This window comes from Butyrivibrio sp. YAB3001, assembly GCF_900112195.1.
In the GTDB taxonomy this organism is placed as follows: Bacteria; Bacillota; Clostridia; order Lachnospirales; family Lachnospiraceae; genus Butyrivibrio.
Window position 1 is genome coordinate 87,737 of the sequence record NZ_FOKR01000002.1, and the last position, 24,621, is coordinate 112,357.

Below are 24,621 nucleotides of genomic sequence, written 5' to 3' on the forward strand. Positions count from 1 at the left end.
ATGGATGTTTCCCAGTATCTAAGTGTCTTTCTTGATGAAGCTAAAGAGCATCTTCAGTCACTCAATGACAACATAATGACTCTTGAGCAGGATCCTGAGAATGAGGATTGTATCAATGAAATATTCAGATCAGCTCATTCCATGAAAGGTATGGCCGGAACCATGGGCTATACAAGAATGCAGAATCTTACTCATGATATGGAAGATGTTTTCTCTGATGTTCGTGCAGGCAAGATAAAGATCAAATCTGCCGATATCGACGTATTATTACAGTGCCTTGATGCTATTCAGGGATATGTTGATAATATCACCGAGAATCAGGACGAGGGTACTGACGAGCATCAGAATATCATAAAATCCCTTGCGGATATCAGAAATGGCGGAGCAGCACCTTCCGGTGGAGATGCTCCCGCAGCTGCTGCACCTGCTCAGAGTGCTGCTGCAAGTGCTCCTGCTGCAGATGGTCCTGCACCCGGAGCTGATGGTTCTTCGGATTATAGAGCAATACGCCTTGATCCGTCTGTAAAGTCTACATTAGAGGAAGCCAAATCACAGGGCAAGAAAATATGGGGTGTTACTGTTCATATACAGGAATCCTGTATTTTGAAAGCTGCCAGAGGTTTCCTTGTATTCAAAGGTCTTGAAGATATTGGCGAAATAGCTGTATCTGATCCGAATACTCAGGATATTGAAGATGAAAAATTTGAATTTTCATTCAGCCTTATTTTGATCACTGATGAAGGAAAAGAAAAGGTTGAAGAGATTGTTAAGGCCGTTTCTGAAGTTGAAGGTTGCGAATGCGGTGAGTTTGATCCAAGCGGCGCTAAGTCTGCGGAAGAAAAGGAAGAGGCACCTGCAGCAAATGCAGCTGCGCCCGCAGCTGCTGTTCCTGCAACTACAGAGGCTAATAAACCTGCGCCTGCAGCAGCTCAGGGTCAGGCAGCCGGTGGAAAGAAACCGGCAGGAAAACCTGTTGTTAACAGAACAGTCCGTGTTGATATTGAAAAGCTCGATGTTCTTATGAACCTTGTATCAGAGCTTATCATTGCCAAGAACTCACTTATTTCTGCAGCAAATACATCAGGTGTAAGTAACGTAACTGAGCAGATTGAATATCTTGAAAGTGTTACCACAAATCTTCATGAATCAGTCATGAAAGTTCGAATGGTGCCTATTGAGAGCGTACTTCAGAAATTCCCTCGTATGATCCGTGATCTTAACAAGACACTTGGCAAGAAGATGGAACTTACGATGACTGGTGAAGATACTGAAATGGACCGTACCGTTGTAGATGAGATTGGTGATCCTTTGATGCACCTTATCAGAAACAGTGCTGACCATGGTATTGAGAATGCTGAACTTCGTGCACAGCGCGGTAAGCCTGAAGTTGGTCAGATATTCCTTCACGCTTTCCAGGATGGTAACAGTGTTGTTATCGAAGTTGGCGATGATGGTAATGGTATTGATGCAGAAGCAGTAAAGAATAAAGCTATTGAAAAAGGAGTTGTTTCTCCTGATCAGGCTGCAATGCTTACAGAGAAACAGTGCGTTGAGCTTTTGTTCCATCCTGGTTTCTCAACGGCTAAGCAGGTTTCAGAAATTTCAGGTCGAGGCGTTGGTCTTGATGTTGTTAAATCTAAGGTTGAATCACTTTCCGGTGAAGTAACTGTTAAGACAAAGCTTGGTGAAGGATCCACATGGGTCATCAGACTTCCTCTTACACTTGCTATTATCCAGGCTCTTATGGTTATCATCGGTCAGGAAAAATATGCTATTCCTCTAGATTCAATTCAGAGTATTGAGGATGTTTCTCCGGCAGATATTAAGTTTGTAGAAAATAAGGAAGTAATCAATCTTCGTGGAAGTGTTCTTCCTCTTATCAGACTTAATGACGTGCTTGATACAGATTCAACAAAGTCGCCTGATGAAGATATGGTTGTTGTTATTGCCAGAAAAGGCGATCAGCTTGCAGGTCTTGTTATTGACGAACTTATGGGCCAGCAGGAAATAGTTATCAAGCCTCTTGGAAAATATACAAATAAGTGCAAGCTCATAAGTGGAGCTACAATCCTTGGAGATGGTGAGATAGCACTTATCCTTGATACAAACTCAATTTTCTGATCATAGTCACTGATTTCTAGTAGAAAGGAAGAAAAGCGATATGAATGAACTTAGAGATAACGCTGATGTAGGAGAACTTATCCAATACATTGTTATAAAAATCGACGATGAACAGTATGGCATAAACATCAAATTTATAGATAATATCGTTAGGATGCAGCAGATCACGCGTGTTCCTAAGGTAGATGATTATCTTAAAGGGGTAATCAATATCCGTGGTGAGATTGTTCCTGTTATGAGCGTAAGAATGAAAATGGGACTTTCTGAGGATGTCATTACCAATAAATCAAGAATAATTATTCTTAAAACTGAGAGTGGGGATCTGGTTGGAATTATCGTAGATCAGGTAAATCAGGTACTTACACTTGATGCAAATAACGTTGAAAAAATGCGTTATGATGATAAAAAAGGTAAAACAAATGCAACATTTGTAAGTGGCGTAGGTCATTATGATGGCGGTCTTGTTTCAATTCTAGATCTGGAAGCAGTTGTAGCAGAGAAGGATGTAAAAGAAAAGGCATCTAATGCCAGCTGATCGGAGGAATATAAATGGGTGATATGAGTTTAGACAATTTGTCCAGCCAGTATTTCGACGTATTGAAAGAGCTGGGCAACATTGGAGCGGGAAATGCAACAACTGCACTGGCTCAGATGATCGGAACCAAGGTTGATATGTCGGTTCCGCAGGTAAGACTTCTTGATTTTAAAGATGTTGGCGACATGATGGGCGGAGCAGAACAGATAATGGCTGGTATTTATCTTGCTGTTGAAGGAGATATCGACGGAAGTATTATGTTCCTTCTTAACAAGACAGCAGCAAGACACCTTGTTGATAAACTGATGGGAACCGGACATAAACCGGATGAGGCAGATTTTGACGAGGTTGAGTTATCTGCACTTAAAGAGGTCGGAAATATCATCACAGGTTCTTACCTCAATTCATTATCAATGATGACTAATCTTAAGCTTGTTCCGTCAATTCCATTTGTTGCAATTGACATGGCTGGTGCTATTTTAAGCGTTCCGGCAATACAGTTTGGAATGATGGGCGATAAGATTCTTCTAATCGAAACACAGTTCTTTGATGAACTTAAACTTAGTGGATATTTTATTTTGCTACCTGATGTAGATGGTTATAGTAAGATTCTTTCTTCACTTGGAATGGGAGATATTACAATTTAAGCGAAGGGGCGACATATGAGTCAAATTATAAAGGTTGGTATGGCTGATCTGAATATTTGTGTTAGCCCCGATGGCATTACTACGCTGGGACTTGGGTCCTGCGTTGGTATTGCTGTGCGCGATCCTGTGACTAAAATTGGTGGATTGGCACATATAATGCTGCCGGATTCTACCGAGATTAAGAACAATTCCAACATACCAAAGTTCGCAGATACAGGAATTGAAGAGCTGATAAAACAAATTGTTGCAAAAGGTGCCAGCAGGTCAAGGCTTGTTGCAAAAATTGCCGGTGGTGCCCAGATGTTTGCTTTTCAGTCGAATAATGCGACCATGCGTGTTGGTGACAGAAATGTTCAGGCAACACTAAAAAAGCTAAAAGAAATGAACATTCCTGTTCTTGCACAGGACACGGGTAATTCGTATGGTAGAACGGTCATATTTTATCCAGAAAATGGTAATTTCGTGATTAGGGCTGTTGGAAAGCCTGAGAAAATTATATGAATACTGAAAATGAAGAACTGAAAAAATGGAATACTAAGCTGATCACACCACTGATAGTGCTTTTTAGTACTTCGATCATTGCCATATTTGCGTACTTTAAACATTATCCAGTGGGGGATTGGTTTGTTATCGTTTTTGCATCAATTGTCATTTTTTTGATACTTGGTCTTATTATCGAAAAGATGATAAGTCGTTTTGTTGATATTAATTATGAGAAAGCAATAGCTGAGAAGGAAGAAGCTAAGCGCATCGAAATGCAGGCAAGAGCAGCGATGGAAGCAGAGAGTGGGGATAGCCTTGGTGTTATTCAGGATGATGAAGCAAATTCCCGTCTATTCTAAATGGTTTTATCTCGTTTTTGTTTTTTCATAGGATGCTATTATCGGTTTTATGGGACTGATTGTAGCAAAAAATAATGACGGTATGGGGATGTAGTCATGGATGAAGCAGCAAGAAATAAATTATGGGACGAATATTATAGTACTAAAGCAGCTGATCTAAGAGAAAAGCTGATACTTGAGTATGCGCCGCTGGTTAAGCTTGTTGCCGGCAGACTTAGCATGTATCTAGGCTTTAATGTGGAATATGATGATCTTGTTGGATATGGGATTTTTGGCCTTATAGATGCTATTGATAAATTCGATCTCATGAAGGATGTTAAGTTTGAAACTTACGCCAGCCTTCGAATAAGGGGTGCTATCCTTGATCAGATAAGAAAAATGGACTGGATACCCAGAACTATAAGGCAGAGGCAGAAAAAAATCGAAACGGCCATCCGCGAAATAGAAAGAGATTCAGGGCATGTGGCAACAGATGCTGAGATTGCAGCCAAGATGGATATTACAGAAGATGAGTATCAGAACTGGCAAAATCAGATGAAGGTCACAGGTGTTGTGTCTCTTAACGAGTTCATGGATCAGGGAGCAGATATTCCTGAGGATGTAAATAACAGGAATGCCGGATTTATCAAGCCTGAAGAGGCAGTTGAGAAAGAAGAACTCAAAAAGATGCTTGCTGAATCACTTGAACTTCTTACTGAGAAAGAGAAAAAGGTCATTTTGCTCTATTATTATGAAGAACTGAATCTTAAAGAAATAAGTGAGGTTTTGGAGGTGTCGGAATCACGTATATCTCAGCTTCACACAAAAGCGCTCCAGAAAATGCGTGACAAGCTTGGGACATATTTAGGAATAGTTACTAATACAAGATAATCGAGGAAATGTTATGGATGGATATTTTCAGCTGGTAATAACTGATAAGGGTACAGGAATAAAATTTTTCAAACCTTTAGATGGTGGCGCGCCAATTGATGTCACCATGATAATGGACTATCTTGATGATAAAAAAATCCAATATGATGTTGTTAAGTTGAAAGAAGCACTTTTGAATCACGTTGATGACCTGTTTATGATCACTGAAGCAAAGGTGTTGCCGGAGCGTGAATGCGCCATAATTAATATTGCCAAGGATAGGATGAGCGCTACAGTTGTTTTTTATCCTCCGACAGAGGGCGCTGAATTAATGACAGAAAAAGAATTTCTTGGCACTCTTGATTATCAAAAAATTAAGTATGGCATAAAAAAAGACGATATCCATAGCTTTTTTGAACATAGAACCTATTGCAAAAGGATTCTAATTGCTGAGGGTAAAGCTGTAAAACAGGGTGTAAATGCCAGCGTTGAATATCATTTTACAGTCAATAATCGTCCAAAACCTGCACTTAGAGATGATGGAAGCGTTGACTATTTTAACCTTAATCTTATCAATAATGTAAAAGAAGGCGATCTTCTTGCAACCTTGCATCCTGAAATTCCGGGTGAACCAGGTATAAATATTCACGGTGAAAATATAAGACCTGCTTCTGTAAAGCCAGCGCATATTAAATATGGTAAAAATACTCAGTTATCTGACGATAAGCTTACTCTTACTGCCACCAAAGCAGGTCATGTTACTATCAAAGAAGAAAAAGTAACGGTTTCAGATGTTCTTGTCCTTGAGAATGTGGATCTTGCAACTGGAAATATTGACTGTGAAGGAAGCGTTGAGGTTAAGGGTATAGTTGCCTCTAACTTTAGTGTTAAAGCCGGTGGAAACATAGTTGTTAAAGGAATAGTAGAAGATGCAACTCTTATTTCCGGAGCGGATGTTATTCTTGAACGCGGGGTCAAGGCAGGCGGCAATATAAGCGCAGATGGAAATATAGTTGTTAAGTTCGTTGAAAATGCAACTCTTGCAGCTAAAGGCGGAATTACAAGCGAATGTATCCTTCATTCCACTGTTACATCCGGCACAGAGATAAATGTTACAGGTAAAAAAGGCTTTATTGCAGGCGGAAAAGTATGTGCTGCCGATAAGATTCAGGCAAAGGTTCTCGGTTCTGAAATGGGAGCAAATACTATTATAGAAGTAGGTGCAGATCCGCAGATTAAGATTAGACTAAAAGAGTTGCAGAAAGAAATGGCAGAATCTCAGAAGAAGATTGAAGGAATAAAGCCTACAGTCGAAGGATTTTCGAAGATGATAAAGGCCGGAGCAAAGCTCACTCCTGATCAGATAGCAAATGTTCAAAAGCTCATAGCTCTTAACAAAACACTTACCGAGCAGGTACAGAAGGATTCTGAAGAATATACAAATCTGATGGAGAAACTGGCTGAACAAAAAGATGCGGAAGTTATTGTTGAAGGAACTGCTTATCCTGGAACGACAGTAAATATAGGTGAACTTTCAATGATAGTTAAAAAGCCGGTACAGTATAGCCGCTTTGTCGTTAAGGACGGTGATGTAAGACTTGCACCAATCTAAAATATTTTTTATATAAAGCTAAAGAAAACTTCACTTGTTTTCGATAATAATATTATAAATATATTCTTAAATATCTGTAATATTATTTGTTGAGAAAAGCTAATTCATGGTACAATTAGCTTGGAAGGAGGTCTACCATGTCAATTAACAGGATTGATTTTGGCGTGATGGCTGCATCAAGTGAAGTGGGGAATATAAAGGCGGCTGAAGAAGCAAGGCCTTTAATGGATCAACGTAATTTTCAAACACAGTTTAATCAGGAAGTTGATAATAAACGAAGTCAGATTACTTCCAAGGACGATGTAGGTCAGGGGGAACTGCATTCAGATGCCAAGGAAAAAGGAAGTAATGAATATTTCGGTGATGGAGGTCGCAACAGAAAAGGCTCTAAGGGCAATGACAGTAAAAATACTTTACTTGAAAAACAGTTGTCAGTAGAAAAGATGGAAAAGCTTGCAGGACACGTCCTTGATAAGAACGGAAAACCTGTTGATTTTAGCATTTCATCCGGCTTTGATCTAAAGATATAAGTTTGTAGAATTAACGAAATTATTGTATAATTATGTATTGAATATTATAGGGGATTTGGGCGGAGATGATAAGTATTACTGAGATTGTTCTCATAGTTGCAGGCTTCGCAGCTATCGTACTAGGTTACCTTCTACCTGCGAACAAGGAAGTTAATGATACTGACAAAAAGTTCATGGAAAGAGAAATCCGTGAGCTTGTTCGGCGTGAAGTGGAAGATCAGAAGGAAACCATCGAGAACATGGTTGATGATACCGTCGATAACACCCTGGACAGAACCGAAAGAGCAATGGAACGAATTTCAAATGAAAAACTTTCGGCGATAAATGAGTATTCAGATACTGTAATAAATGACATAACCAAGAATCATAACGAAGTTATGTTCATGTACGACATGTTAAATGATAAACATAAGAACTTAAACAGTGTAGTTTCTGAAGTGGCCAAGAAGACTAATGAAGCAAAGCAGGTTGTACGTGATGCAGAGGCTACTGTAAGAGATGCTGAAGCAACAGCAAGGGATGCTGAAGCCGCTGCGAGAGATGCTGTTACTACAGCAAGAGAGGCACAGGCAGCAACTTCAAATCTTGCGAGCAGCGCAGCACTTTCTCATCGCGAAAAAAATGTAAGGGCAATTCTTTTAGATGAAGAAACTGATACACTAAGCGGAATCAGAATTCCTTATATGGAAAAAGACAAGCCTGCAGCTCCTAAGGAGACACCTAAAGCTAATCAGGTTGCTAAAAAGAGTGCACAGACTCAGAATGTCAGCAGTGATGCTCCAAGACCTGTCCGCAGAAAGGACAGTGGCTATATTGAAAGGAATGACGTAAAAGAACTTAATGACATTCATGCAGAAGTTATACCTTCTGATCAGCTTTCAAGCCTTCATGTAATAGGAAGCAAGTCTGAGAATAATACTTCAGCTAAAGTTGTTCAGTTAACCGATGCTATGAGAGCAGATAGTAAATCTTATAATCCGGACAAAAATATGCATGAGCTTACAGCAAATGATCCTGCAACTCAGAACAGAAGAATCATTGAAATGCATAAAGCCGGCAAATCCAATATGGTTATTGCTAGAGAATTAGGCATGGGAATTGGTGAAGTTAAACTTGTAATCGATCTTTCGGACAAACATCGAAAGGTTAGATAATAAATCACTAAGGACTTAGGGGATATATGAAATTAAAATACTATATGAGGGGGATGGGAATAGGAATAATTCTTACTGCGATGGTGATGGGGTTCGCTCTCGGAGGAAGAAAAGCTACTATTAGCAATGCTGAAGTTATTAAGCGTGCTAAGGCACTTGGCATGGTTGAACCTGACAGTAGCGTCCTGGCCCAGAATAACAACGGAGACAAGTCGAATGAGAATGCATCTGCATCCGGTTCATCATTGGATAAAACAGGAGAGGAAATATTTGAAAAAGTCGACGAAAAAGTCGCTTTATCAAGTAAACCGGTTTCTTCGGTGGATGAAAATGCGAAAGAAGGAGAAACTCAGGAAACAGAAGAGACTGGAATTTCAGCAGAAAGTACTGAGTCTGTTACAACATCCAATACAGAAACTCCGGTAAAAGAAAATGAGACTGTAGCAAATATTGATGAATCAAGTTCATTAGCTTCTTTAAATGAGAGATTAAACGAGTTGGCTATGGCCAAGTCAGATGAGTCTACAAGTAATACAAGCCAGATAAAAGCTGAGGATACTAGTACTTCAGCTTCTGTAGCAGCAAGTAGTGAAGCTTTAGCTACGAGCAGTACTTCAGAACAGGTAAAAGAAATTCCTGAAAGCGATACTGCTCTTAGCGCCGGTGCATCTGCTTCATCTTCAGTGGAAACACCGCCTGTCACAAGTACTAATTTTAAAGTATCTCAGACTAAGACAGTTACTGTACCCGGTGGATATGGTTCAGATCAGGTTGCAAGACTCTTGTATGATGAAGGAATTATAGACAGTTCAGTTGCATTTAACAAGTATTTGATTGAGAATAAAAAGGATAGAATTATTCGCTCGGGCGTTAAGACAATTCCTGCTGGTTCTTCATATTTTGATATTGCGGAAATACTGTGCACGAAATAAACCAGGTTTATATTGAGGGGCTACTAAAATAAATTAGTAGCTTCTTTTTTTATGATTATTTATTTTTAGAAATGTGTTGAAATTCTAAAAATGCTGTGATAATATTATAAGGCTGTTGGTTGAAGGATTACTATGCCTTTTGAAACAGACTGCACAAAGCAGTAACTAAAATATACACGTATATCTAATTCTCATTCCGGTGTCATCAAGGTGATGATCAGATTGGGAGTCCGGCATGAATTTAACGCGTTCATGATTTTGCGGGCCAGGGATATACGGAAGATTAAACCAAATGGAGGTATTATCATGAGCGTTGTATCAATGAAACAGTTACTTGAAGCAGGTGTTCATTTTGGACATCAGACAAGAAGATGGAACCCTAAAATGGCTCCTTACATCTTCACAGAGAGAAACGGCATCCACATTATCGATCTTCAGAAGTCAGTTGTAAAGGTTGATGAGGCTTACAAGGCAGTATTTGAGATTGCACAGCAGGGTGGCACAATTCTTTTTGTTGGTACTAAGAAGCAGGCACAGGATGCAGTTAAGACTGAGGCTGAACGTTGCGGAATGTACTATGTAAACGAGAGATGGCTTGGTGGTATGCTCACAAACTTCAAGACAATTCAGAGCAGAATCGCAAGAATGAAAGCTATAGAGAAGATGCAGGAAGATGGAACATTTGATGTTCTTCCTAAGAAGGAAGTTGCTCAGCTTAAGAAAGAGCTTTCTAAGCTTCAGGCTAACCTTGGCGGAATCAGAGATATGAAGAGAATCCCTGACGCTATCTTTGTTGTTGACCCTAAGAAGGAAAGAATCTGCATTCAGGAAGCAGAAGCACTTGGAATCACTCTTATCGGTATCGGTGATACAAACTGCGATCCAGAAGAACTTGACTTCATCATTCCTGGTAACGACGATGCTATCAGAGCTGTAAAGCTTATCGTTGGTAAAATGGCTGACGCTGTTATCGAAGCTAACCAGGGTGCAGAAGCTGATGTTGCAGCTGATTATGTTGCTGATGCAGCTGAAGAAGAAGCTCAGGAAGTTAACGAATAATTCAGAGCAGTTATTTCTTAATAATATATGAATAATCAGGTAGCCAATCATTTATGATTGGCTACAAGCTTAAAAATATGGAGGACAATTAAATGGCTATCACAGCAGCAATGGTTAAAGAGTTACGTGAGTCAACTGGCGCAGGTATGATGGAGTGCAAGAAGGCTCTTACAGAGACTAACGGAGATATGGACGCAGCCGTAGAATACCTTAGAAAAAATGGTATCATGAAGGCTGAAAAGAAGGCTAGCAGAATCGCAGCTGAAGGTCTTACAAGAATCGCAGTAAAGGATGATCAGACAGCAGCTGTTGTTGAAGTTAACTCTGAGACAGACTTTGTTGCTCAGAATGAGAAGTTCCAGAGCTTTGTAGAAGCTGTAGCTACTCAGGCTGTTAATTCAGATTCTAAGGATTTAGAGTCATTCATGGCTGAGAAGTGGAACCAGGATGAAACAAAGTCAGTTAATGATGCTCTTGTTGAAATCACAGCAGTTATTTCTGAAAAGCTCAGCATCAGAAGATTTGAAAAGGTTGTTGCATCAAACGGTATCGTTGTTCCTTATGTACACGGCAACGGAAGAATCTCAGTTATCGTTGAAGCTGAGACAGATGTTGTTAATGATGACATTAAGGATGCAGTAAAGAACGTTGCAATGCAGGTTGCAGCTCTTAGCCCTAAGTATGTTGCTACTGAGGATGTATCTGAAGAATACAGAAACCATGAGAAAGAAATTCTTCTTGCTCAGGCTATGAAAGAGAATGAAGAGCTTCCTGAAGGAAAGAGAAAGCCTCAGGAAATCATCGAGAAGATGCTTATTGGACGTCTTAATAAAGAGCTTAAGGAAATCTGCCTTAACGAGCAGGTTTTCGTAAAGGCAGAAGACGGAAAGCAGACTGTTGGTCAGTACATTGCACAGGTTGGCAAGGCAAACAATGCAAAGCTTTCTATTAAGAGATTTGTTCGTTTCGAAACAGGCGAAGGAATTGAGAAGAAGAATGAGAACTTTGCTGAGGAAGTAGCAAAGCAGGCAGCTGGTCTTAACTAATTTTAATTATTATGGCTTCGGATTTTCTTCCGAAGCCTTTTTCTTTTTCATTATTCTTTTTAACAGCAAATTACTCGATTTATCTTTGATTTTGTTATATACTATTACGGTATGATTTTTAACAAAGGTTGGGTGATCTTATTTTGAATCAGGCAGTTACAATTAAAGGAACTAAATCAGGTATTATTCTGGTACTGAACTCTACTGTGAACTATACGCTTCTTAGAGAAGAGATTAAGAATCGCTTTGTTGAGGCATCAGGATTCCTTGGTAAACATGATATGGGGCTAATAATCAGAGGACGTAAGCTTTCTGAAGATGAACAGAGCGATGTGCTTGAGATTATTAAGGAGAATACCAAGCTTAATATCATATGCATAATTGATGAAGAATCTGAAACTGAGAAGTTATTCAAACAGGCTCTTAACCCTCAGCCCCCTGAGAAGAAGGAAGCTGAAAAAAATCCAAAAGAGATTCAACAGATTGTTGATAATGGTGGAAATGGCAGAGTTTTTGTTGGAAATTTAAGATCCGGTCAGGATATTTCCTGTGAACAAAATGTCATTGTATTGGGAGATGTTAAACCGGGAGCAAATGTTACTTCATATGGTAGTATATTTATTCTTGGTGAACTGCGTGGTAATGCTTTTGCAGGTGCAGGCGGAGATAAGAACGCAATTGTAATGGCACTTAATCTTAATCCGCTTCAGGTGAGAATTGCCGATGCTATTGCAATTTCTCCTGACGCAGAAAAAGGTCCCAAAATCAGATTTAAGAGGAAAAAGACAACTGATTCAGTTAATGAACCTGAAGTAGCATATATAGAGAATGGCCATATTGTTAAGACATTGTTTGGACCTTCTTTTTTGAGACAATATAGTAAATAATAAACTATCGTTATTACAGGAGGATAACATGGGAGAAGTTATAGTAGTAACATCTGGAAAGGGCGGAGTTGGAAAAACAACTACAACTGCTAATATCGGTACCGGATTAGCTAAGCTCAATAAGAAAGTTGTTCTTATCGACACAGATATAGGATTACGTAATCTTGATGTGGTTATGGGTCTAGAGAACAGGATTGTTTATAATCTTGTTGATGTAGTTGAAGGAAATTGCAAGATTAAGCAGGCACTTATAAGAGATAAGAAATACGATTCTTTATTTCTTTTACCTGCAGCTCAGACTAAGGACAAGACAAGCGTTACACCCGAGCAGATGAAGAATCTTACAGATGAACTTAAAAAAGAATTTGATTACATTATTCTTGATTGCCCTGCCGGAATTGAACAGGGATTTAAGAATGCCATTGCAGGAGCAGACAGAGCACTTGTAGTAACTACTCCTGAAGTATCAGCAGTTCGTGATGCTGATAGAATTATTGGTCTTCTTGAAGCAAATGAGATTAAAAAATCACATCTTATCGTTAACCGTCTGCGTACAGATATGGTTAAGAGGGGCGATATGATGTCAGCTGAGGATGTTGTTGATATTCTTTCAATTGAACTTATCGGTCAGGTTCCTGATGATGAGAATATCGTTATTGCAACTAACAATGGTGAACCACTTGTTGGCGATAACTCACTTGCAGGTCAGGCTTACATGAATATCTGCAGAAGAGTTACTGGCGAGCAGATTCCATTCCTTGATCTTGATGCTAAGAAAGGTATTTTTTCCTGGTTTAGAAAAAAATAATATAGGGGGGACTTATAATGAAATTCTCAGATCTTTTCAAAAAGAAATCTTCAGGCGATGTCGCAAAAGACCGCTTAAGGATGGTACTTATCTCCGATAGAGCAACATGTTCCCCTGAAGTTATGCAGAGGATCAGAAGCGATATTATAGAAGTTTTATCTAAATATGCTGAAATTGATATGGAAGGGATCGATATCAACATTACTCAGATTGATCCGGAAAATGATGGAAAGACAGTTCCTGCTCTTTATGCTAATATTCCTATCAAGAATATGAATCATGCTAAGTGATAATATTATTAGATTTATGTTCTTATAAAGACTGAATTTAAATGCGGTCGTTTGAGCTTTTTAAGAATACGTAAATATGGGGATATAAAACGTATAATTACTAATTATGATCGGGTAGAGAGACGAAAATTGTCTTCTACTCGATTTTTTGTGAGGCAAAATATGTATGAAGAATATAATGTTGGGCTATCTACTTCGGAGGCAAAAGAACTATACAAAAAGGGCTTTGGAAATGTTCAGATTGACAACACTGCAAAAACTGCCAAAGACATTGTAAGAGAAAATATATTTACATATTTTAATCTTATCTTTTTGATAATGGCTATTTTACTGATAATATCAGGAGCATGGAATTCGCTTACTTTTTTACCTGTAATAATATGCAATTCTCTTATAGGTATTTTTCAGGAACTCAAGGCTAAGAAAATCCTTGATAAGCTTAGTGTGATAAATCAGTCGACAGCAACTGCCATAAGAGATGGTTCTGAAGATATAGTTTTTATTGAAAAGCTTGTTTTGGGTGATGTTGTTCTTTTAACGGGTGGATGCCAGATATGCGCAGATGCAGTAGTGATTGATGGGGAAATCGCTGTAAATGAGGCGCTACTTACTGGTGAAGCGGATGAAATAGTAAAGACTAAGGGCTCAGAACTTAAGTCAGGAAGTTTTGTGGTTTCAGGAAGATGTCTCTGTGAGCTTACAAAAGTAGGAGCAGATTCTTACATATCCAAACTGATGCTAAAAGCAAAAAGATTGTCTTCATCAGAGCAATCTGAAATGGTCAGGTCAATTGATAAGATTGTAAAAGCGGCGGGTATTGCCATTATCCCGATAGGCATTGCTCTCTTTGTACAGGGATTTTATTTACAGGGAAATTCTTTTTCGGAAACAGTCCCTTCTGTTGTAGCGGCTTTAATTGGGATGATACCTGAAGGTCTTTATCTGCTCCTTAGCATTACTCTTGTTCTTAGTACAATCAGACTTGCCAAGAATAAAGTAATGCTTCACGATATGCGAAGCATTGAAAGCCTGGCAAGAGTAGATACTATATGCGTTGATAAGACTGGTACTATTACAGATAATAGCATGCTGGTTGCAGATGCGGTTCTGTGTGACAATTTTGAAAAAGATAATCCTGACCGTTTTAACGATATTCTGGTGCTGATATCGGATTATATTGGATGTGTGCCGGATGATAATATTACGATGCAGGCTTTGGAGAACTATTTCAAAAATTCTACAAACAGAACATGCTTGAGTTTCCATGCTTTTTCTTCAAAGTATAAATATAGTGCTGTTCAGTTCGATGATGCGACATATGTCCTGGGAGCACCTGAATTTGTTCTTGGGAACGAATTTGAAAATTATTCCGGGGTCATCAATTCTTATGCGGCTAAGGGACTTAGGGTTCTTTGCTTTGGACAGTATCGTGGTGGAGCTGATGGGGAAGCTATCGTTTCAGATGATGAAATATCAATTTCACTCAAAGTGCCGGAAACAAGCCTTAAAGATGCTAAAATTGTACCTCTTTCATTCATTTTGTTACAAAATCCTGTACGAGAGAATGCTCCGGAAACTTTTGAGTATTTTAGGAGACAGGGAGTGGACATTAAGGTAATCTCAGGCGATAGTCCTGTTACTGTTTCCGAAGTGGCCAGACATGCCGGAATAAACCATGCAGACAGATTCATTGATGCAAGTACACTGGATGATGGAGATATCCCTGATGCAGTTAAAAAATATACGATCTTTGGAAGAGTATCTCCTGAACAGAAGCAAAAAATAGTAAAGTCGTTAAAAAGAGCAGGACATACTGTTGCAATGACAGGCGATGGAGTAAATGATATACTTGCAATGAAAGATGCTGACTGTTCAATTGCCATGGCAGCCGGATCTGATGCAGCTATTCAGGCAGCACAGGTAGTTCTTCTTGATAGTGATTTTTCAAAGATGCCCCAAATTGTTTCTGAGGGACGCAGAAATATCAACAATATTGAGAGAACGGCAACCTTGTTCCTTGTTAAAAACATTTTTTCATTGCTGCTTGCTCTGTTTTCAATTATAAGTGTTGTTTCATACCCATTGCAGCCATCTCAGATTACAATGGTTAGTCTCGTAAATATCGGTATTCCGGGGTTCTTCCTGGCAATGGAGCCTAACAACAGACGAATTGACGGTAGTTTTTTGATAAAAGTATTATTAAAAGCTATGCCTGCTGCACTTACTGATTTCTTTGCAATAGCTGCTTTGGTTGTTTTTGGTAATACATTTGGAGTGACATCAGAGGATATTTCTGTAGCATCAACATTTCTTCTTGCTATAGTGGGCTTTATCATTCTAATCAATATATCTTATCCGCTGAATAAATACCGTTTACGTGTTATTATAGGATGTATCATTGGCATGATAGTTGGAGCAGTTGTATTTCATGATCTGTTCTCGATAAATTATGTTTCAATCAAATGTATAATGTTATTTGTACTTTTTGCGATTGCAACGGAACCTTTTATGAGATATCTTACTATGCTGTTTACAAGTATTGAAAAAAAGTTTGAGAATGGTAAAACAAAAAATAAAGTTATGATATAATTAAATGGTATTCAATTCATTTTTTACAGGAGAAATATATGAGCGAAAAAGATGAAAAATATGAAGCATTGAAATTGGGAAATCAGATCTGTTTTCCGCTTTATGCATGTGCAAAGGAAATTATCAGAAAGTATAAGCCCTATCTGGATGATATTGATCTTACCTACACACAGTACATAACAATGATGGTTCTTTGGGAAAAGAAAACTGTGAATGTCAAGACCCTGGGAGAAAGCTTATATCTTGATTCCGGCACACTTACACCGGTTTTGAAAAAACTTGAATCCAAGGGCTACATCAAAAGAGAAAGATCCAGTCAGGATGAAAGAAACCTTGTAGTATCCATCACTAAAGAGGGTGAGCTGTTAAAAGATAAAGCAATTAGTATACCGGCTCAAATGGGTTGCTGCGTTGATCTGACTCCTGACGAGAGCAGATTATTGTATAATCTTTTATACAAGATTATCAGAAATGTAAGATAATCATTATTGCATTTTTCTTATATTAGAAATATAATTAACATCGTTCAAAGTGTGCGTATTTTTCATAAAAATAACGCACACTTATCTTTGGAGGTATTTATGAGTTCACATACCCATAAACATCACCATGATCCGGAGCATATAAGATCAATTTCTAACAGACTTTCCAAGGCAATCGGACACCTTGAATCTGTTAAGAAAATGGTTGAAGATGACAGGGACTGTTCAGAGGTTCTAATTCAGCTTTCTGCTGTAAAGTCTGCAATCAACAATTGTGGCAAAGAAATTCTTAAAGAGCATATCAGTCATTGTATCGTACATGCTTTAGAGGATGGAGATGAAGAAGCTATCATAGAGTTGAATGAAGCTATCGACAAATTTATGAAAAATTCATGAGTTATCATGAAAAAATCGTATGAAAGGGGCGTATGACCTTGGTTATTCCTTATTTAGTTTTCTTTCTTATTTTATTTCCTTTCGTTATGGCAATAATAATTGGTCTTCTAAAAAAGGCAAGTCCTTTGAGAAGTGCTGTGATTATGATAGGTGGTTTTTCTATCATGGCTGCAGCGATTTATGTTGCAGTAAACGTATTGATGTCCGATGATAAAACGCAGTTTTTATATTTGGAGGCAACGCATACTCAGGACAAATGCATAATGGTAGGCGAGCTGTTCCTGATGGGACTTGTTTGTTTCCTTAGTATCAAGTATAAAAAGTATTATGCGATTCTTTTATCATGTGCAGGAACAATTCCGGTGCTATGGATGGACCTGTCCGGTAATGTTGTAGAAGGCAATACTCATCTCAGAATTGATACTTTTGCTGCAGTTATGTATCTGATCGTTGGTATTGTTGGTATTCTTATTTGCATTTATGCATCAGGATATATGAAGGATTACCACCATCATCATACTGATGTAGCTGATCGTTCAAATTATTTCCTTGCTCTTATGTTTGTTTTCTTAGGAGCTATGTTTGGACTTATTTCTTCCGATAATCTCGGTTGGATTTATTTCTTCTGGGAAATCACCAGTGTTTGTTCATTCCTTATGATCGGTTATACAAGAACTCAGGAAGCTGTTGATAATTCATTCAGGGCTCTCTGGATGAACCTTTTGGGTGGATGTGGTTTTGCTGCAGGTTTAATGTATGCAAATATGGCACTTGGTTTCTCAAATCTTAGTGATATAACCGGCAATAATACAGCAGTTGCTGCAATTATTCCTGTTACTTTATTTGCATTTGCAGCACTTACAAAGAGTGCTCAGTTCCCATTTTCACGTTGGCTTCTTGGAGCCATGGTTGCACCAACACCTTCAAGTGCGTTGCTTCACTCTGCAACAATGGTTAAGATTGGTGTTTATATGCTTATCAGACTTTCACCTGTCATGGAAGGCACTTTAACAGGTGTTATGATCACCGTAATTGGTGGATTTACTTTCTTTGCTGCTTCACTTCTTGCTATTACTGTAAGTGACGGTAAAAAAGTTCTTGCTTATTCAACAATTTCAAACCTTGGTCTTATAACAGCCTGCGCAGGTACAGGTACTACTGAAGGTGTATGGGCTGCTGTTATGCTTGTTTTATTCCACGCTGTATCAAAGTCACTTCTTTTCCAGACAGTCGGAGATATCGAAAACTGTATGGGAAGCAGAGATGTAGAAGATATGCATGGTCTTATCATTAAGCTTCCAAGACTTGCATTTATCATGATCATTGGTATCTGTGGAATGTTCATGGCTCCATTTGGTATGCTTGTTTCCAAGTGGGCTGCTCTTAAGTCATTCGTAGATTCCGGTTCTGTATGGCTTGTTCTTTTCCTTGTATTTGGTTCAGGAAGTACTCTGTTCTATTGGGCTAAGTGGCTTGGAAAAATCTGTACAGTAATCCATCAGTCATTTGAGCTTGAGGATATTACACCTAGAAGTGAGATGGTTTCTATGTTCCCACTCACTGCGATGATTGTAATCATGTGCTTTGCATTCCCTAAGATTTCAGAAGTGATGATCCAGCCACTTCTTGACGAAGCATTCCACACAAAGATTCCGGATGTTATCGGTGGTGGAGATGTTATCATTATGATCATTATGGTATGCATGATATTCATGATTCCTATTGCTGCCAGATTCCTTTCAATTGGTAAGGACAGCAAGATGACAATGTCTTATGTTGCCGGTGTTAATGCTGGTGATGACAGACATTATATTGATTCCTTTGGTAAGGAAAGAGCACTTTACATGTCTAACTGGTATATGGAAGATTTCTTTGGTGAGAAGAAGCTATTATGGCCTTCAATCTGGGTTTCAACCGTACTGGTTCTTGTAATGCTTATTGTAGTAGTTGGAGGTGCTTTATAATGACTGTTGGTATGATAATAAAAGCGATTCTTTATATTCTTCTGGCACCATTTATTGGTGGTCTTTTGTCCGGTACTGACAGAGTATTTGCTGCTCGTATGCAGGGAAGGCAGGGCCCGCCACTTATTCAGCCTTTTTATGATGTAAATAAGCTCCTTCATAAACAGACTACTGTTGTTAACAGCATTCAGGTTCTTTTTGTAACTGTTTATCTTATTTTTACAGTATTTACAGGTGCTCTGTTCTTTGGCGGTGGCGATATGCTGCTTGTATTCTTTGCTTTGTCCATGTCAGAAGTTATGCTTGTACTTGCTGCATTTTCTACAAACGGACCTTACAGTATCATGGGTGCGCAGCGTGAACTTTTACAGATGATGTGCTATGAACCTATGACACTTTTGGTTGCTATCGGTTTCTATTATGCAAATGGCAGTTTCATGGTTGAGGACCTTATTAAGAGTGACTTACCTGCAATTGCTCAGATTCCGGGATTTTTCATTGGTTTTGTATTTATACTTATTATCAAGCTTAGAAAATCTCCTTTTGATCTTAGTACATCACACCATATGCATCAGGAAATGGTTAAAGGTCTTACAACAGATCTTTCAGGTAGAAACCTTGCACTGGTGGAAATCGCTGAATGGTATGATTTAGTTCTTATGATGGGTATTGTTGGAATGTTCTTTATCACTTCAAACCCGATCAGCAGAGTTTGGGCTATACTTGCAATTATTGTTGTATTTTTCCTTGAGACACTTATTGATAATTTGTTCCCAAGAGTTAAATATAAGACTATGATCATCGTTACATGGAGTGTGATTCTTGTATTTGCAGGAACCAATCTGTTGATTCTTAACGTATTGAAATAAGAATATAAGGGAATGGAAGGGAAAATCGATGAATATTTCTAAATCACCTTGGGTGTTACATTATGATGGTTCCAGCTGCAATGGCTGTGATATAGAAGTTCTTGCCACAATGACCCCTCTATATGATGTAGAGCGTTTTGGTATTATCAATACCGGTAACCCAAAGCATGCTGATGTGCTTTTGCTTACAGGTGGTGTAAATGCACAGACAGCTCCGGTTATCAGACAGCTTTATAATATGATGCCTGATCCAAAGGTCGTTGTTGCATGTGGTATTTGTGCCTGTGATGGCGGTATTTTTAAGGAGTGTTATAACATTCTTGGAGGAGCTGATAAAGTAGTTCCTGTAGATGTTTATGTTCCTGGCTGCGCAGTAAGACCTGAAGCTCTTATTGAAGGTGTCGTAAAGGCAGTAGGAATCCTTGAGGAGAAGAGAAAGAAATTAAAAGAGTCTATGAAGGCTGGTTATTGTACAGTTGATTATAGTAAGATTGCTGTACATATGACAGCTGATGATTATGATCCAAGTACACAGTATGATGCTGTGCTTACAGAAGAAGCGCTTAGAGAACAGGCAGAAGAAAAAATTAAAGCTTCTGCAAAGCCTGCGCCTAAGCCTGCTGCTCCTGCTGCGAATGCAGCGAATGTTGCAAAGCCGGCAGCACCGGCACCTGCTACCGCAAATAACGAGAAAGGAGAAAACAAATAATGAATATGGATTTTACAAATGTTGCTCCTGAAAGTATTCTCGATGAGACACAAAAGCTTAAATTTGCGGGATATCATCTGATGCAGCAGTGTGCAACCCGTATTCCTGATGGATACGAACTGGTTTATACTTTTGGAAAAGATTACGAGGTTAAGCAGTTTAAGATAACTCTTTCTGAGGAACAGGAAATATCCAGTATCACCAGCGTATTTCCTTGTGCATTCATTCATGAGAATGAGATGCATGATCTTTTCGGTGTAAAGATTAAAATGATGAATTTAGATTTTGAAGGTAAGTTCTATCGCACAGCGATTGAAACACCATTTAAATAATTGGAGGAACCCAAAATGTCTACAAGAAGTGTTATTCCATTTGGACCCCAGCATCCGGTTCTTCCGGAACCAATTCACCTTGACCTTGTAATGGAAGATGAGAAGGTAGTTGAAGCTATTCCTTCTATCGGTTTCATCCATAGAGGTCTTGAGAAGCTGGTTGATAAAAAAGATTTTAATGAAATGGTATATGTTGCAGAGCGTATCTGCGGTATTTGTTCTCTTGGTCATGGTCTTGGCTATTCAGAAGCCGTTGAACATATCATGGATATTGATGTACCTGCTCGTGCAAAGTATTTAAGAACTATATGGTCTGAGCTTTCAAGAGTACATTCACATTTGCTTTGGCTTGGACTTTTAGCTGATGCTTTTGGATTTGAGTCTCTTTATATGGATTGCTGGAGACTTAGAGAAGATGCTCTTGATATGTTCGAAGCATCAACCGGTGGCCGCGTTATCTTTTCTATTATGAAAATTGGCGGTATAAGAAGAGATGTTCCTGATGAAATGCTTAAAGATTTCTATCAGAGAATCAACAAAATGGAAGAAGATCTTAAAGTAATCGCAAAGCCTTTCCTTACAGATATGGCTGTTCAGACAAGACTTCGTGGTGTTGGTTATTTATCTGCAGAGCAGGCGGATCTTCTTGGATGCGCAGGACCTTTCCTTCGTGCAAGTGGCGTTGTAAGAGATATCAGATGTACAGGCTATGCTGCATATGGTGATATTGATTTCGAACCTATCATCAGTAATGAAGGTGACTCATATGCACGTACTGAGTGTCGTATAAAGGAGATTTTCCAGGCATTTGATATTATACGTCAGTGTATCGATAAGATGCCTTCCGGTGAGATAGATGTTCCTGTAAAGGGCATGCCTAATGGCGAATACATGATGAGAATTGAGCAGCCCAGAGGTGAAGCTCTTTATTATGTAAAAGCTAACGGAACTAAGTTTATAGACAGATTAAGAGTCCGCACCCCCACATTTTCAAATCTTCCCGGTCTTGTTGAGACTTTACAGGGTTGCGATCTTGCAGATGTACCTATTCTTGTGCTTACAATTGATCCATGTATCAGTTGTACAGAGCGATAATTGGGATCATAGATAGGAGATAAAAAATGGCACTTGTAAGCTTTAAAAATACAATTCTTCATAATCTTGTATCTAAGCCAAAGACAAGAAAGGTAGAAAAGGAATATCCTGCAGGTACAAGAGGACATGTTGAAAATGATATGGATGTGTGCGTTCTTTGCGGTTTATGTTCTATTAAATGCCCAACGCATGCAATTACTGTTGATAAAGCAGCAAAGACATGGTCTATCAGACCTATGAGCTGTATCCAGTGCAGATGCTGTGTAGACAACTGTCCAAAGAAATGTCTTTCTATGGGATTGCGTTTTCAGGAGCCCGGTTCAGAGAAAGTCACAAAGACTTTCAAACAGTCTGAAAAGGCTATCGCAGCTCAGGAAGCACTTATGAAGGCAGCTAAAGAGCGTGCTGCAGCAGCTGCGGCTGCAAAGGCGGCTCAGGCAGCTGCTGCAGCACCAGGAAATGCAGCTCAGCCTCAGGCTGCTGCAAAACCTGCTACAGAGAACAAGACAGAAGTGAAATAATGATTGCTAATTTAACAGTTAAAGGGGCGGTACAGGGTGTTGGTTATCGCCCCTTTATTTTAAAAAAAGCAAATGAATATGGGATAAAGGGCTTTGTAAAAAATATTGGAGCAGCTGTTGAAATTCTAGCTATTGGTGAAGAAGCAGTATTGATTGCTTTTTCTGAAATGATTAATAGCGAGTACCCTACAGGTGCTTTTATTTTGAGTGTTGATTTTAAAGAACTTGATGAAGCTGCATATATTTCTTTGCTTAAGTCTGTTGAGATTCATGAAGATTTAAGAAATTCAGACTTTAGAATTATTGAGAGTTCTCAGATAGACCTATCTAAGGAATTACCTGTTTTTTTACCTGATATAGGAATATGCGATGACTGTTTATCAGAAATGCTAAGTAGTAAAGATAGAAGGTACAGATATCCTCTTATAAGTTGCGCAGTATGTGGTCCAAGATTTAGCATTTTAAATAAGCTGCCATATGATAGGGACACCACTACAATGATTGATTTTAAGATGTGTCCCACTTGCCTTTCCGAATACAAAAATGGAAGAAGGCATCACGCTCAGACTATCTCATGTTTTGATTGTGGACCGCAGATTCTTTTGAAATACAGACAGTTTACAGATGACAGTATAATTGAGCTTGAAAAAGAAAAGGCGTTAAACAAGGCAATTACTCTTCTTAGTGAAGGAAAAGTTTTAGGATTAAAAGGAGTTACAGGTTATCAGATGATCTGTAAACCTACTAATGAGGCAGCTAAAAGGCTCAGAAAAGTAAAGGAACGCGAAAATAAGCCGTTTGCAGTTATGTTTTCTGATATACAGGAAATAAAACGGTACTGTTTTATAAATGATAAAGAAATCAGTCTCCTTGAAAGCTCAGCAAGGCCTATTGTACTTCTTGAAGCTAAAGAGAGGTTTCCATATGAAGTATGTAAGGAGAGCAGGTATATAGGCGCATTTTTGCCATCTGCAGGAATCCATAGGCTTTTATGCGACGCTATTGGTCCAATGATAGTGACCAGTGCTAATATATCTGATGAACCAATTATTATAGATGATGATATTTTTAAACAAAGTTTTTTTGATAATATTAAAACTGAGAATGTTGATGGCTTTTTATACCATAAACGCAGAATAAACATGACTTTGGATGATTCGGTAATGTTTGTTACCAAGCTAAAAAATGATGAATATATCGAATCATTTATAAGGAGAGCCCGAGGGTTTGTTCCGCTTCCGTTATTTCTGAATGATTCGGGGCATAATGATAATAATATTCTTGCATTTGGAGGAGACTTAAAGAGCACATTTTCTTTTGCTAAAAAAGATAGAGTCATAACATCACAGTACATTGGTGATTTAAAAGGATTTAATAATAGGAATAATCTGGTAAAACTTATAGATGACTATCGGAATATTTTTTCTTTTATTCCTAATCTAATAATCTGTGACAGACATCCCATGTATTTTTCTGTAAAAACTGCAGAAAAATATGCAAAGGATAATAATATAGCGCTGTTAAAGGTTCAGCATCATCACGCACATGTTCTGTCTGTCATGGCTGAGAATTCTTTAAAAAGTTGTATAGGAATTGCTTTTGATGGTACCGGATTTGGAGATGATGAAAAAATCTGGGGTGGTGAGGTGTTTTATTGTAATGGCCCACATTATGATAGAAAAGGTCACTTATCATATGTTAAACTTTGTGGTGGTGATAAGGCATCAAAGAGTGCAAAGCTTGTCAAAGAGTGTTATTATTATGCTTTAAGTAAATCAAGTGATAAGGTTTCAAATATTGTCAAGGCAGCGCTTGATAATAATGTAAACACTTTTGAAACATCCAGTGTCGGAAGGTTGTTTGATGCTGTTTCAGCCTTGCTTGAGATAAAAGATGAAAATTCTTTTGAAGGGGAATGCGCTATATCCATTGAAAACTACGCATGGAATTATCACGAAAAAGATATAATAAATCTAAATCTCAAAGTAATACGAGATGATGATAATAATTATTTATTTGATCAGATTTCTTTTTTTAATGATATAGATTTGGCGTATAGATCAGGACATTATAGTAAGGAAGCAATCAGTTTTTCTTTTCATAATGCTATTGCAAATGCGGTTGTAAAGATTTGTGATAATATCAGAAATGAAACCTCTGAAAATAAAGTCTGCCTATCAGGTGGAGTGTTTTCTAACAGACTGCTTCTAAAAATGACTGTAGATAAACTACGTGATAATGGTTTTAGTGTTTATATGAATAGATTTGTGCCGGCCGGCGATGCTGGTATATCTTTAGGACAGGCATATTTTGGTATGCTAAATGGTACAGAGTTAGTAGAAAGGATTTAAA

The 24,621-nt window shown here is 38.4% G+C and carries 25 protein-coding genes; all 25 read left to right on the forward strand.

Annotation, left to right across the window (positions count from 1 at the left end; genetic code table 11):
* Complete coding sequence (locus tag BM086_RS00370; protein ID WP_092321739.1) at positions 1-2,121, forward strand: chemotaxis protein CheA; 2,121 nt, start codon at positions 1-3, stop codon at positions 2,119-2,121.
* Positions 2,122-2,161: 40 nt separating this feature from the next.
* A complete protein-coding gene (locus tag BM086_RS00375; RefSeq protein ID WP_092321740.1) occupies positions 2,162-2,656 on the forward strand; it encodes a chemotaxis protein CheW in 495 nt (164 codons plus the stop codon).
* A gap of 14 nt (positions 2,657-2,670) precedes the next feature.
* A complete protein-coding gene (locus BM086_RS00380) occupies positions 2,671-3,303 on the forward strand; it encodes a chemotaxis protein CheC (protein ID WP_092321741.1) in 633 nt (210 codons plus the stop codon).
* A 15-nt stretch (positions 3,304-3,318) separates the two neighbouring features.
* Entirely contained in the window at positions 3,319-3,804 is a 486-nt protein-coding gene (locus BM086_RS00385; RefSeq protein WP_092321742.1) for a chemotaxis protein CheD, read from the forward strand.
* On the forward strand, positions 3,801-4,145 hold the full coding sequence (locus BM086_RS00390; protein WP_092321743.1) for a hypothetical protein: 345 nt from the start codon (positions 3,801-3,803) through the stop codon (positions 4,143-4,145). The genes BM086_RS00385 and BM086_RS00390 overlap by 4 nt, the downstream gene beginning before the upstream one ends.
* Before the next feature lie 96 nt (positions 4,146-4,241).
* Complete coding sequence (locus BM086_RS00395; protein WP_092321744.1) at positions 4,242-5,015, forward strand: FliA/WhiG family RNA polymerase sigma factor; 774 nt, start codon at positions 4,242-4,244, stop codon at positions 5,013-5,015.
* A gap of 13 nt (positions 5,016-5,028) precedes the next feature.
* On the forward strand, positions 5,029-6,606 hold the full coding sequence (locus BM086_RS00400) for a DUF342 domain-containing protein (protein WP_092321746.1): 1,578 nt from the start codon (positions 5,029-5,031) through the stop codon (positions 6,604-6,606).
* Positions 6,607-6,743: 137 nt separating this feature from the next.
* A complete protein-coding gene (locus BM086_RS00405; protein WP_092321749.1) occupies positions 6,744-7,136 on the forward strand; it encodes a hypothetical protein in 393 nt (130 codons plus the stop codon).
* 65 nt (positions 7,137-7,201) lie between these two features.
* A complete protein-coding gene (locus BM086_RS00410) occupies positions 7,202-8,290 on the forward strand; it encodes a DUF6115 domain-containing protein (RefSeq protein WP_092321752.1) in 1,089 nt (362 codons plus the stop codon).
* A 26-nt stretch (positions 8,291-8,316) separates the two neighbouring features.
* Entirely contained in the window at positions 8,317-9,222 is a 906-nt protein-coding gene (locus tag BM086_RS00415; protein ID WP_092321755.1) for a hypothetical protein, read from the forward strand.
* Between the two features lie 306 nt (positions 9,223-9,528).
* Entirely contained in the window at positions 9,529-10,281 is a 753-nt protein-coding gene (gene rpsB, locus BM086_RS00420) for a 30S ribosomal protein S2 (RefSeq protein ID WP_092321758.1), read from the forward strand.
* Between the two features lie 92 nt (positions 10,282-10,373).
* The gene (gene tsf / locus BM086_RS00425) at positions 10,374-11,327 is read left to right on the forward strand and encodes a translation elongation factor Ts (protein ID WP_092321761.1); all 954 of its coding nucleotides are present in this window, start codon (positions 10,374-10,376) and stop codon (positions 11,325-11,327) included.
* Between the two features lie 143 nt (positions 11,328-11,470).
* The gene (gene minC, locus BM086_RS00430) at positions 11,471-12,214 is read left to right on the forward strand and encodes a septum site-determining protein MinC (RefSeq protein WP_175560040.1); all 744 of its coding nucleotides are present in this window, start codon (positions 11,471-11,473) and stop codon (positions 12,212-12,214) included.
* A gap of 28 nt (positions 12,215-12,242) precedes the next feature.
* Positions 12,243-13,022: a septum site-determining protein MinD gene (gene minD, locus BM086_RS00435; RefSeq protein ID WP_092321767.1), complete on the forward strand. Its 780-nt coding sequence runs from the start codon at positions 12,243-12,245 to the stop codon at positions 13,020-13,022.
* Between the two features lie 17 nt (positions 13,023-13,039).
* Positions 13,040-13,312, forward strand: a complete 273-nt coding sequence (gene minE, locus BM086_RS00440; RefSeq protein WP_092321770.1) for a cell division topological specificity factor MinE — start codon at positions 13,040-13,042, stop codon at positions 13,310-13,312.
* Positions 13,313-13,474: 162 nt separating this feature from the next.
* Complete coding sequence (locus BM086_RS00445) at positions 13,475-15,901, forward strand: HAD-IC family P-type ATPase (RefSeq protein ID WP_092321773.1); 2,427 nt, start codon at positions 13,475-13,477, stop codon at positions 15,899-15,901.
* A 38-nt stretch (positions 15,902-15,939) separates the two neighbouring features.
* The gene (locus BM086_RS00450; protein WP_092321777.1) at positions 15,940-16,383 is read left to right on the forward strand and encodes a MarR family winged helix-turn-helix transcriptional regulator; all 444 of its coding nucleotides are present in this window, start codon (positions 15,940-15,942) and stop codon (positions 16,381-16,383) included.
* Positions 16,384-16,482: 99 nt separating this feature from the next.
* The gene (locus tag BM086_RS00455; protein WP_092321780.1) at positions 16,483-16,779 is read left to right on the forward strand and encodes a metal-sensing transcriptional repressor; all 297 of its coding nucleotides are present in this window, start codon (positions 16,483-16,485) and stop codon (positions 16,777-16,779) included.
* Positions 16,780-16,922: 143 nt separating this feature from the next.
* Positions 16,923-18,743: an NADH-quinone oxidoreductase subunit 5 family protein gene (locus tag BM086_RS00460; protein ID WP_242952099.1), complete on the forward strand. Its 1,821-nt coding sequence runs from the start codon at positions 16,923-16,925 to the stop codon at positions 18,741-18,743.
* The gene (locus BM086_RS00465) at positions 18,743-19,612 is read left to right on the forward strand and encodes a respiratory chain complex I subunit 1 family protein (protein WP_092321783.1); all 870 of its coding nucleotides are present in this window, start codon (positions 18,743-18,745) and stop codon (positions 19,610-19,612) included. Before BM086_RS00460 ends, BM086_RS00465 begins: the two co-directional genes overlap by 1 nt.
* Before the next feature lie 28 nt (positions 19,613-19,640).
* Entirely contained in the window at positions 19,641-20,321 is a 681-nt protein-coding gene (locus tag BM086_RS21715) for an NADH-quinone oxidoreductase subunit B family protein (protein ID WP_092321786.1), read from the forward strand.
* Positions 20,321-20,653, forward strand: a complete 333-nt coding sequence (locus BM086_RS00475) for an NADH-quinone oxidoreductase subunit C (RefSeq protein ID WP_092321789.1) — start codon at positions 20,321-20,323, stop codon at positions 20,651-20,653. The genes BM086_RS21715 and BM086_RS00475 overlap by 1 nt, the downstream gene beginning before the upstream one ends.
* Positions 20,654-20,668: 15 nt before the next feature.
* Positions 20,669-21,748: a hydrogenase large subunit gene (locus BM086_RS00480; protein WP_092321792.1), complete on the forward strand. Its 1,080-nt coding sequence runs from the start codon at positions 20,669-20,671 to the stop codon at positions 21,746-21,748.
* A 26-nt stretch (positions 21,749-21,774) separates the two neighbouring features.
* The gene (locus BM086_RS00485; RefSeq protein ID WP_092321795.1) at positions 21,775-22,269 is read left to right on the forward strand and encodes a 4Fe-4S dicluster domain-containing protein; all 495 of its coding nucleotides are present in this window, start codon (positions 21,775-21,777) and stop codon (positions 22,267-22,269) included.
* Positions 22,269-24,620, forward strand: coding sequence for a carbamoyltransferase HypF (hypF, locus tag BM086_RS00490; protein WP_092321798.1), 2,352 nt, complete (start codon positions 22,269-22,271; stop codon positions 24,618-24,620). Before BM086_RS00485 ends, hypF begins: the two co-directional genes overlap by 1 nt.
* The last annotated feature ends 1 nt before the right edge of the window (position 24,621 follow it).

What these genes read in the sequence shown, in the direction of transcription:
- BM086_RS00370 (WP_092321739.1), top strand. Translation starts at nt 1, where the DNA reads ATGGATGTTTCCCAGTATCTAAGTGTCTTTCTTGATGAAGCTAAAGAG.
- BM086_RS00375 (WP_092321740.1), top strand. Translation starts at nt 2,162, where the DNA reads ATGAATGAACTTAGAGATAACGCTGATGTAGGAGAACTTATCCAATAC.
- BM086_RS00380 (WP_092321741.1), top strand. Translation starts at nt 2,671, where the DNA reads ATGGGTGATATGAGTTTAGACAATTTGTCCAGCCAGTATTTCGACGTA.
- BM086_RS00385 (WP_092321742.1), top strand. Translation starts at nt 3,319, where the DNA reads ATGAGTCAAATTATAAAGGTTGGTATGGCTGATCTGAATATTTGTGTT.
- BM086_RS00390 (WP_092321743.1), top strand. Translation starts at nt 3,801, where the DNA reads ATGAATACTGAAAATGAAGAACTGAAAAAATGGAATACTAAGCTGATC.
- BM086_RS00395 (WP_092321744.1), top strand. Translation starts at nt 4,242, where the DNA reads ATGGATGAAGCAGCAAGAAATAAATTATGGGACGAATATTATAGTACT.
- BM086_RS00400 (WP_092321746.1), top strand. Translation starts at nt 5,029, where the DNA reads ATGGATGGATATTTTCAGCTGGTAATAACTGATAAGGGTACAGGAATA.
- BM086_RS00405 (WP_092321749.1), top strand. Translation starts at nt 6,744, where the DNA reads ATGTCAATTAACAGGATTGATTTTGGCGTGATGGCTGCATCAAGTGAA.
- BM086_RS00410 (WP_092321752.1), top strand. Translation starts at nt 7,202, where the DNA reads ATGATAAGTATTACTGAGATTGTTCTCATAGTTGCAGGCTTCGCAGCT.
- BM086_RS00415 (WP_092321755.1), top strand. Translation starts at nt 8,317, where the DNA reads ATGAAATTAAAATACTATATGAGGGGGATGGGAATAGGAATAATTCTT.
- rpsB (WP_092321758.1), top strand. Translation starts at nt 9,529, where the DNA reads ATGAGCGTTGTATCAATGAAACAGTTACTTGAAGCAGGTGTTCATTTT.
- tsf (WP_092321761.1), top strand. Translation starts at nt 10,374, where the DNA reads ATGGCTATCACAGCAGCAATGGTTAAAGAGTTACGTGAGTCAACTGGC.
- minD (WP_092321767.1), top strand. Translation starts at nt 12,243, where the DNA reads ATGGGAGAAGTTATAGTAGTAACATCTGGAAAGGGCGGAGTTGGAAAA.
- minE (WP_092321770.1), top strand. Translation starts at nt 13,040, where the DNA reads ATGAAATTCTCAGATCTTTTCAAAAAGAAATCTTCAGGCGATGTCGCA.
- BM086_RS00445 (WP_092321773.1), top strand. Translation starts at nt 13,475, where the DNA reads ATGTATGAAGAATATAATGTTGGGCTATCTACTTCGGAGGCAAAAGAA.
- BM086_RS00450 (WP_092321777.1), top strand. Translation starts at nt 15,940, where the DNA reads ATGAGCGAAAAAGATGAAAAATATGAAGCATTGAAATTGGGAAATCAG.
- BM086_RS00455 (WP_092321780.1), top strand. Translation starts at nt 16,483, where the DNA reads ATGAGTTCACATACCCATAAACATCACCATGATCCGGAGCATATAAGA.
- BM086_RS00460 (WP_242952099.1), top strand. Translation starts at nt 16,923, where the DNA reads ATGATAGGTGGTTTTTCTATCATGGCTGCAGCGATTTATGTTGCAGTA.
- BM086_RS00465 (WP_092321783.1), top strand. Translation starts at nt 18,743, where the DNA reads ATGACTGTTGGTATGATAATAAAAGCGATTCTTTATATTCTTCTGGCA.
- BM086_RS21715 (WP_092321786.1), top strand. Translation starts at nt 19,641, where the DNA reads ATGAATATTTCTAAATCACCTTGGGTGTTACATTATGATGGTTCCAGC.
- BM086_RS00475 (WP_092321789.1), top strand. Translation starts at nt 20,321, where the DNA reads ATGAATATGGATTTTACAAATGTTGCTCCTGAAAGTATTCTCGATGAG.
- BM086_RS00480 (WP_092321792.1), top strand. Translation starts at nt 20,669, where the DNA reads ATGTCTACAAGAAGTGTTATTCCATTTGGACCCCAGCATCCGGTTCTT.
- BM086_RS00485 (WP_092321795.1), top strand. Translation starts at nt 21,775, where the DNA reads ATGGCACTTGTAAGCTTTAAAAATACAATTCTTCATAATCTTGTATCT.
- hypF (WP_092321798.1), top strand. Translation starts at nt 22,269, where the DNA reads ATGATTGCTAATTTAACAGTTAAAGGGGCGGTACAGGGTGTTGGTTAT.